Raw genomic sequence first — 6,414 nt, 5'->3', positions numbered from 1 at the left:
CTCCAAAACAAAGCCCAGTACGACATCGTCGCCGACCTCGTCCAGGCCGCCCGGGACTCCGGCGCCCGCATCCTCACCGGCGGCAACCCCGACCCCGACCAGCCCGGCTACTTCTACCCCGCCACCCTCGTCGCCGACATCGACAACACCAACCCCCTCGTCACCGAAGAACAGTTCGGCCCCGCCCTGCCCATCATCCGCTACAACACCATCGACGAAGCCATCGAGATGGCCAACGGCCTCGACGTCGGCCTCGGCGCGTCCGTCTGGTCCCCCAACCTCCCCGCCGCCCGCGAGGTCGCCGCCCGCATCCAGACCGGCACCGTCTGGATCAACAAACACGGCGCCGTCGACCCCCGCATCCCCTTCGGCGGCGCCAAACAATCCGGCTACGGCCTCGAATTCGGCGTCGAAGGCCTCAAACACCTCGGCATCCCGCAAATCATCAACAGCTAACCCCCGCCACCGCAGCACAGGAGCCGCCGCCGCTCACCCCCGACGGCGGCCCCTCCTGTTCCGGCCCCCAAAGTGGGGACCCGGCTAACGTCCCGCCGATCTGCTTGTCGGGAACCCACAAAATCTCGCCCACGATCGGGAATTAGCGTCAGTTCGGAGGAATATCCGCAGCCATCACACCTAAAGGACCCATCAATGACGATTCAGGCAAACGCGGGCGAAGCCACAAGCCCCGCGCCCATCCCCGGCACCTTCCCCATCCTGGAAACTGCCCGGCAGCAGGTACTCGAGGACGGCATCGGTCTCACCCAGGCGCAGCTCGAGGAGGTGCTGCGCCTTCCGGATGAAGCCCTTCCCGCCGCCCTCCAGCTCGCCCATGAAGTACGGCTCAGGCACTGCGGCGAGGACGTCGAGGTGGAGGGCATTATCTCCATCAAGACCGGCGGGTGCCCGGAGGACTGCCACTTCTGCAGCCAGTCCGGCCTGTTCGACTCCCCCGTCCGCGGCGTCTGGCTCGACATCCCCGCACTGGTCAAGGCAGCGAAGGAGACCGCGGCGACCGGAGCCACCGAGTTCTGCATCGTCGCCGCCGTCCGCGGCCCCGACATCAAGCTCATGAACCAGATCAAGTTCGCGATCGACCGCATCAACGAAGAGGTCGACATCAACATCGCGTGCTCGCTGGGGATGCTCACCCAGCGCCAGGTGGACCAGCTCGCCGAGTGGGGCGTGCACCGGTACAACCACAACCTGGAAACTGCCCGCAGCTATTTCCCCGAAGTCGTCACCACGCACAGCTACGAGGAACGGCTGGAGACCTGCAACATGGTCAAGGCCGCCGGCATGGAACTGTGCTGCGGCGCCCTCATCGGCATGGGCGAAACCCTCGAACAGCGCGCTGAACTCGCCGCGCAGCTCGCCGCCCTTGAGCCCCACGAGGTCCCGCTGAACTTCCTCAACCCCCGGCCCGGCACCCCGCTGGAAAACCAGGGCATCATGGACGGCAGGGACGCCCTCCGTGCCATTGCCGCATTCCGCCTCGCCATGCCGCGCACCGTGCTGCGCTACGCCGGCGGCCGCGAGCTCACCCTCGGCGACCTCGGCACCCGCGACGGCCTGCTCGGCGGCATCAACGCCGTAATCGTCGGCAACTACCTCACCACGCTGGGACGCCCTGCGACGGCCGATCTGAACCTGCTGGTCGAGCTGAACATGCCCATCAAGGAACTCCAGAAGACGCTGTGAACGAGGTTTCTGCACGCCCAACCAGCGGACCAGGTTTCGGCGGCGCGGCCTTTTGCGGGCACTGCGGCGGGACGTACGACGGCGCCAGCGGGCGGCCGTCGTCCGCCCACCTGGAGTGCCGGCAACGGCTGGCGATGGAACCGCCGCGCTACTGCGCCGCCTGCCGGCGCCGGATGAAGGTCCAGGTGACGCCGCTGGGCTGGTCCGCCGAATGTTCCCGGCACGGGGTGCTGGTCCCGTGAGGCAGGATGCGGTACAGCCGGGCCTCATCCAGCGGGACCGCGCAAGGCTGTGGCACCCGTACGCGCCGGCGTCCGCGGACCTTCCGCTGTGGGAGGTGGAGGCGGCCAGGGGCGTGCGGCTGCGCCTGCGCGGCGAAGACGGGGCCCGGCACGAGGTGATCGATGCGATGTCCTCGTGGTGGTCGGTGATCCATGGTTACCGCAATCCGGTCCTCGATGCCGCGGCCACCGCGCAGCTGGCGGCGTTCAGCCACGTGATGTTCGGCGGGCTCACGCACGCCCCGGCGGTGGAACTGGCCGAGCGGCTCGTGGCCATGGCCCCTGCCGCCCCCGGCCGGCCTGGGCCCGAGCGGGTCTTCCTCGCGGACTCGGGCTCGGTCTCCGTCGAGGTGGCGCTCAAGCTGGCGGTGCAGTACCAGACCGCGCGCGGCCGGCCCCGGCGGCAGCGGTTCCTCAGCCTCCGTGGGGGCTACCACGGCGATACTTTCGCAGCCATGGGGGTCTGCGATCCGGTGGACGGCATGCACACGGCCTTCCCGGGACTGCTGGCCGGCAACATCTTTGCGCCGCGCCCGCCGGCGGCGGCGTCGGCAACACCGGAAACGGCACAGGCGTGGGCAGCCGTCGTCGCAGAACTCGCGGCGGCGCACTCGGCGGAGCTGGCCGCGATCGTCGTCGAGCCGGTGCTGCAGGGAGCCGGCGGCATGCACGCGTACCCGGCCGAATGCCTGGCCCTGCTCCGGGAGGTGGCCGACCGGCACGGGCTGCTGCTCATCTTCGATGAGATCGCAACCGGCTTTGGCCGCACGGGCGAGCTGTTCGCGGCCGACCATGCCGGCGTCGTGCCCGACATCATGTGCGTGGGCAAGGCCCTGACCGGCGGATACCTGACCCTCGCCGCCATGCTCTGCACGGCCGAGGTCGCGACCGCCGTGTCCGGCGGACAGGCCGGTGCCCTGCTGCACGGCCCCACGTTCATGGGCAACCCGCTGGCGTGCGCCGTGGCCAACGCCAGCCTCGGCATCATTGAGACCGGCGGGTGGCGGGCCGACGTCGCCCGGGTCGGCACCGGCCTGGCCACCGGACTGGCGTCCGCGCTGGAACTGGAAGCCGTCCGGGAAGTCCGCACCATCGGCGCCGTCGGTGTCATTGAGCTGCACGACGCCGTCGACGTCACCGCCGTCACCGCGGCAGCCATCCGCCACGGCGTCTGGGTGCGCCCGTTCCGGAACCTCGTGTACACGATGCCGCCGTATGTCAGCACGACCGCGGACACTGAACAAATCACCGCAGGCATGGTGGCCGCGGTGGCCGAAGTCCATGAAGCCCGGGCGCACGAACGCGTCCCCGCCCGCTCCGGAAGTGTCTCATGAGCACCTCGATGGTCCAGTGGCTCGAGCGGCAGGCAGCCGTCCGGGAACGCCGCGGTCAGGTCCGCCGCCCGCTCCCCCGTGCCGCTGGCGAAAAGTTCATCGACCTGGCCAGCAACGACTACCTGGGACTTTCCGCGGACCCGCGGGTTGCGGGGGCGGCGGCCGAGGCCGCGGCGCGGTGGGGCGCCGGCGCCACGTCATCGCGCCTGGTCGCCGGGACAACGCAGCTCCACCTGGACCTCGAGCAGGAACTGGCCGCGCTGGCCGGGATGGATGCGGCGCTGGTGTTCTCCTCCGGGTATCTGGCCAACATCGGTGTACTCACGGCGCTGGGCGGTCCGGGAACCCTGATCGTGGCGGACGAGCACTGCCACGCCTCGATGATCGACGGCTTCCGTCTCAGCCGGTCCCGCACGCAGTCGTTCACGCACAACAGCGTTGCGGAAGCCGGCCGCCTGCTCGCCGGCCGTGCGCTTCCCGGCCACTCAGAGCCGCGGGCGATCATCGCCGTCGAATCCGTCTACAGCGTCCTCGGCGACGAGGCGCCGCTCCAGGACCTGCTGGCGCTGGCCGAGCAGCACGACGCCATGCTCCTGATCGACGAGGCGCACAGCCTCGGCGTCACAGGTACCGGCAGTTTCCTGGGCCGTGGCTCGGTAGCCGGGACCGCCCTGGCAGGGCATCCGAACGTGATTGTGACGGCCACGCTGTCGAAGGCGCTGGGCAGCCAGGGCGGCGCCGTCCTGGGATCACCGCTGCTTCGTGAACACTTGCTGAACCGGGCCCGCAGCTTCATCTTCGACACCGGCCTGGCACCGGCATCCGCCGCCGCCGCCCTCACCGCAGCGCGAATCATCAGGGACGAGCCATGGCGGGCGGCTTCCGTCCGGGGCAACGCGGGCTTGCTGACGGCAGGGCTTGCGCCGGCCGTGGCCCGTTTTGGCGCCGCCCCGGAGCACCCAGCCGGTGCCGTCCATTCCATTCCCATGCCATCGGCGGAATCGGTCCAGGCTGTCGCCGAAGCCGCGCGGCGGGCCGGCGTCCGGGTGGGCTGCTTCCGGCCGCCGTCCGTTCCGGACGGGATCTCCCGGCTGCGGCTCACGGCCCGCGCCACGCTCACGCCCGAAGAAATCGAAGACAGCTGCGCAGTGCTGCGCGGCATTTTGGAGGAACTTCCATGAATCTCTCCCCTGTCGTTCTGGTCACCGGAACGGACACCGGCGTCGGCAAAACCATCACGACGGCGGCCCTCGCCGCCGTCCTCCACGAAAGGGGCCGCAGGGTGGCGGTTTACAAGCCGTGCCAGTCGGGTGCCGCCGACGGGGACTCCGACGCGGCTGAGGTTGTCCGGCTCGCCGGCGTGTGCGCTGAAGCCGGCGTTGTCCTGCAGCAGCCTATGGCGCCCGTCGCGGCTGCCGCCATCGACGGGACGCCCCTGCCCGCGCTGGCTGCGCACGCGGAGCGGATCCGCCATCTCACGGCAGCCCACGACCACGTCCTGGTGGAGGGCGCCGGGGGCGTCCTCGTGGAACTGGACTCCGTCGGCGGGACCCTGGCGGACCTCGGGTCGCTGCTCTGTGCGGCGTTTGTGCTTGTCGCCAGGCCGGGCCTTGGCACGCTGAACCACACCGCCCTGACCCTCGAGGCTCTGGCCGCCCGCGGACTGGACGTGCTCGGCGTCGTGCTCGGAAGCTGGCCCGTCAGCCCCGACGCGGTGCACCACAGCAACCGCCAGGCCCTCGGTGCGCTGCCCGTTCCGCTCATCGGGACACTTCCGGAACGGGCCTCCGAACTGTCCCCGGCGGATTTCCGTGCCGGGGCAGCAGCCTGGCTGAACGGACTGGCCGCATGATGCCGGCCTCCATGGCTACCATGACCGCCGCGGCTGACGCCGGCGACGCCGCCAAGTGCCCGTACTTCGTGGTCCGCGACCCGGAGGCGGTCCGCGATGTCCTGCACCGGCCGGCCGACTTCAGCCCGGCCAACGCACTGGTGGCAGTGACCCCGCTGGAGGGACCCGCGCTGCGCGTGCTGCAGCGCGCAGGCTTTGCGCTGCCGCCGGTGCTTGCCAGCAACGACACCGGAACGCACGGCGGCATCCGCAAGGTGGTGGCGGGTTTCTTCACGCCCGCCACCGTTGCCGCCATGGAGCCGCGTATCCGGGAGCTGGCCCGGGAGGCTGCGGTGAAAGCCGGCGAACAGCTCGCCCGGACCGGCACGGTGGACCTGGTGCAGGCGGTGGCCGCGTTTCCGCCCGCCGTCGTGATGCTTGAACTCCTCGGGCTCCCGGTGCGGGACCTTGCGGACCTCAAGCGCTGGGGGCTGGACTCGATGGAGCTGTTCTGGGGCTGGCCCGGCGCGGAGCGGCAACTGGAGCTGGCCCACAGCGCGGCGGAGTTCTACATCTGGCTGCGACGGCTGGTGGCCGAATCAATGGCGGCGCCGGGCCGGAACCTGTTCAAGGCACTGGCCGAACACGGCCTGTCGAGGACCGAGATGTCCTCGCTCGGCTACTTCCTGCTGATCGCCGGCCAGGAGACCACCACCCAGCTCATCAGCACCACGCTGTTCCGGCTGCTCGAAGGCGGCGAGCCCGTGGGCTGGAAGGAAGCCGCCTCGGATGCCGGTGCCCGGTCAGTGGTCCGGCACGTGCTCGCCACCGAGTCATCCGTTCCCACCTGGCGCCGTGTTGCGGCCCACGACACGAACCTGGGCGGTGATTTGATCCCGGCCGGGACCGAACTGCTCCTGGAGCTGTCCGGCAACCGCATTACGGCGAACCCGAACCACATTACAGCGCGCCACGGACCCGAAACCCCGCTGCCACCGGACGCCGGGCGCGGGCATTCCGCCGGCCTCGTTTTCGGGTCGGGCATTCACCGCTGCCTGGGTGCCAAGCTCGCGGAACTGGAGGCCGCCGTCATCGTCCGGGAAGCGGCTGCCGCGCTTCCCGGGATCCGGCTGCATGACCCGGACCCAGCCTGGATCCGGCTTCTGTCCTTCCAGGCACCCCGGACGGTGACGGTGGTTGCCGGGCAAGGTTGACGGCAGAACCTGAGTCCCGGCCGTGGCCGCAGCTGCGCTGCCACGGCCGGCGT

At 70.4% G+C, this 6,414-nt stretch carries 7 protein-coding genes; all 7 read left to right on the top strand.

The features are described from left to right. Positions 1 to 456 (top strand): aldehyde dehydrogenase family protein (locus ACFUTU_RS15910; RefSeq protein WP_377965907.1); only part of this gene is annotated, 456 nt, incomplete at its 5' end. 195 nt (positions 457 to 651) lie between these two features. Further along, positions 652 to 1,701, top strand: coding sequence for a biotin synthase BioB (bioB, locus tag ACFUTU_RS15905; RefSeq protein WP_377965905.1), 1,050 nt, complete (start codon positions 652 to 654; stop codon positions 1,699 to 1,701). Continuing rightward, positions 1,698 to 1,943, top strand: a complete 246-nt coding sequence (locus ACFUTU_RS15900; protein ID WP_377965903.1) for a hypothetical protein — start codon at positions 1,698 to 1,700, stop codon at positions 1,941 to 1,943. Before bioB ends, ACFUTU_RS15900 begins: the two co-directional genes overlap by 4 nt. Then, positions 1,913 to 3,316: an adenosylmethionine--8-amino-7-oxononanoate transaminase gene (locus tag ACFUTU_RS15895; RefSeq protein ID WP_377965901.1), complete on the top strand. Its 1,404-nt coding sequence runs from the start codon at positions 1,913 to 1,915 to the stop codon at positions 3,314 to 3,316. The genes ACFUTU_RS15900 and ACFUTU_RS15895 overlap by 31 nt, the downstream gene beginning before the upstream one ends. A gap of 8 nt (positions 3,317 to 3,324) precedes the next feature. Then, entirely contained in the window at positions 3,325 to 4,497 is a 1,173-nt protein-coding gene (locus ACFUTU_RS15890) for an 8-amino-7-oxononanoate synthase (protein WP_377965915.1), read from the top strand. Further along, positions 4,494 to 5,168: a dethiobiotin synthase gene (bioD, locus tag ACFUTU_RS15885; protein WP_377965899.1), complete on the top strand. Its 675-nt coding sequence runs from the start codon at positions 4,494 to 4,496 to the stop codon at positions 5,166 to 5,168. Before ACFUTU_RS15890 ends, bioD begins: the two co-directional genes overlap by 4 nt. Positions 5,169 to 5,188: 20 nt before the next feature. Beyond that, a complete protein-coding gene (locus ACFUTU_RS15880; RefSeq protein WP_377965913.1) occupies positions 5,189 to 6,361 on the top strand; it encodes a cytochrome P450 in 1,173 nt (390 codons plus the stop codon). Positions 6,362 to 6,414 lie beyond the last annotated feature (53 nt).

This window comes from Arthrobacter sp. NPDC057388 (assembly GCF_042668165.1).
Taxonomy (GTDB): Bacteria; Actinomycetota; Actinomycetes; order Actinomycetales; family Micrococcaceae; genus Arthrobacter.
The sequence above is the reverse complement of the archived record's forward strand: the minus strand, read 5'-3'. Positions and strand labels throughout refer to the sequence as shown.

What these genes read in the sequence shown, in the direction of transcription:
- ACFUTU_RS15880 (WP_377965913.1), top strand. Translation starts at nt 5,189, where the DNA reads ATGACCGCCGCGGCTGACGCCGGCGACGCCGCCAAGTGCCCGTACTTC.
- ACFUTU_RS15895 (WP_377965901.1), top strand. Translation starts at nt 1,913, where the DNA reads ATGTTCCCGGCACGGGGTGCTGGTCCCGTGAGGCAGGATGCGGTACAG.
- bioB (WP_377965905.1), top strand. Translation starts at nt 652, where the DNA reads ATGACGATTCAGGCAAACGCGGGCGAAGCCACAAGCCCCGCGCCCATC.
- bioD (WP_377965899.1), top strand. Translation starts at nt 4,494, where the DNA reads ATGAATCTCTCCCCTGTCGTTCTGGTCACCGGAACGGACACCGGCGTC.
- ACFUTU_RS15890 (WP_377965915.1), top strand. Translation starts at nt 3,325, where the DNA reads ATGGTCCAGTGGCTCGAGCGGCAGGCAGCCGTCCGGGAACGCCGCGGT.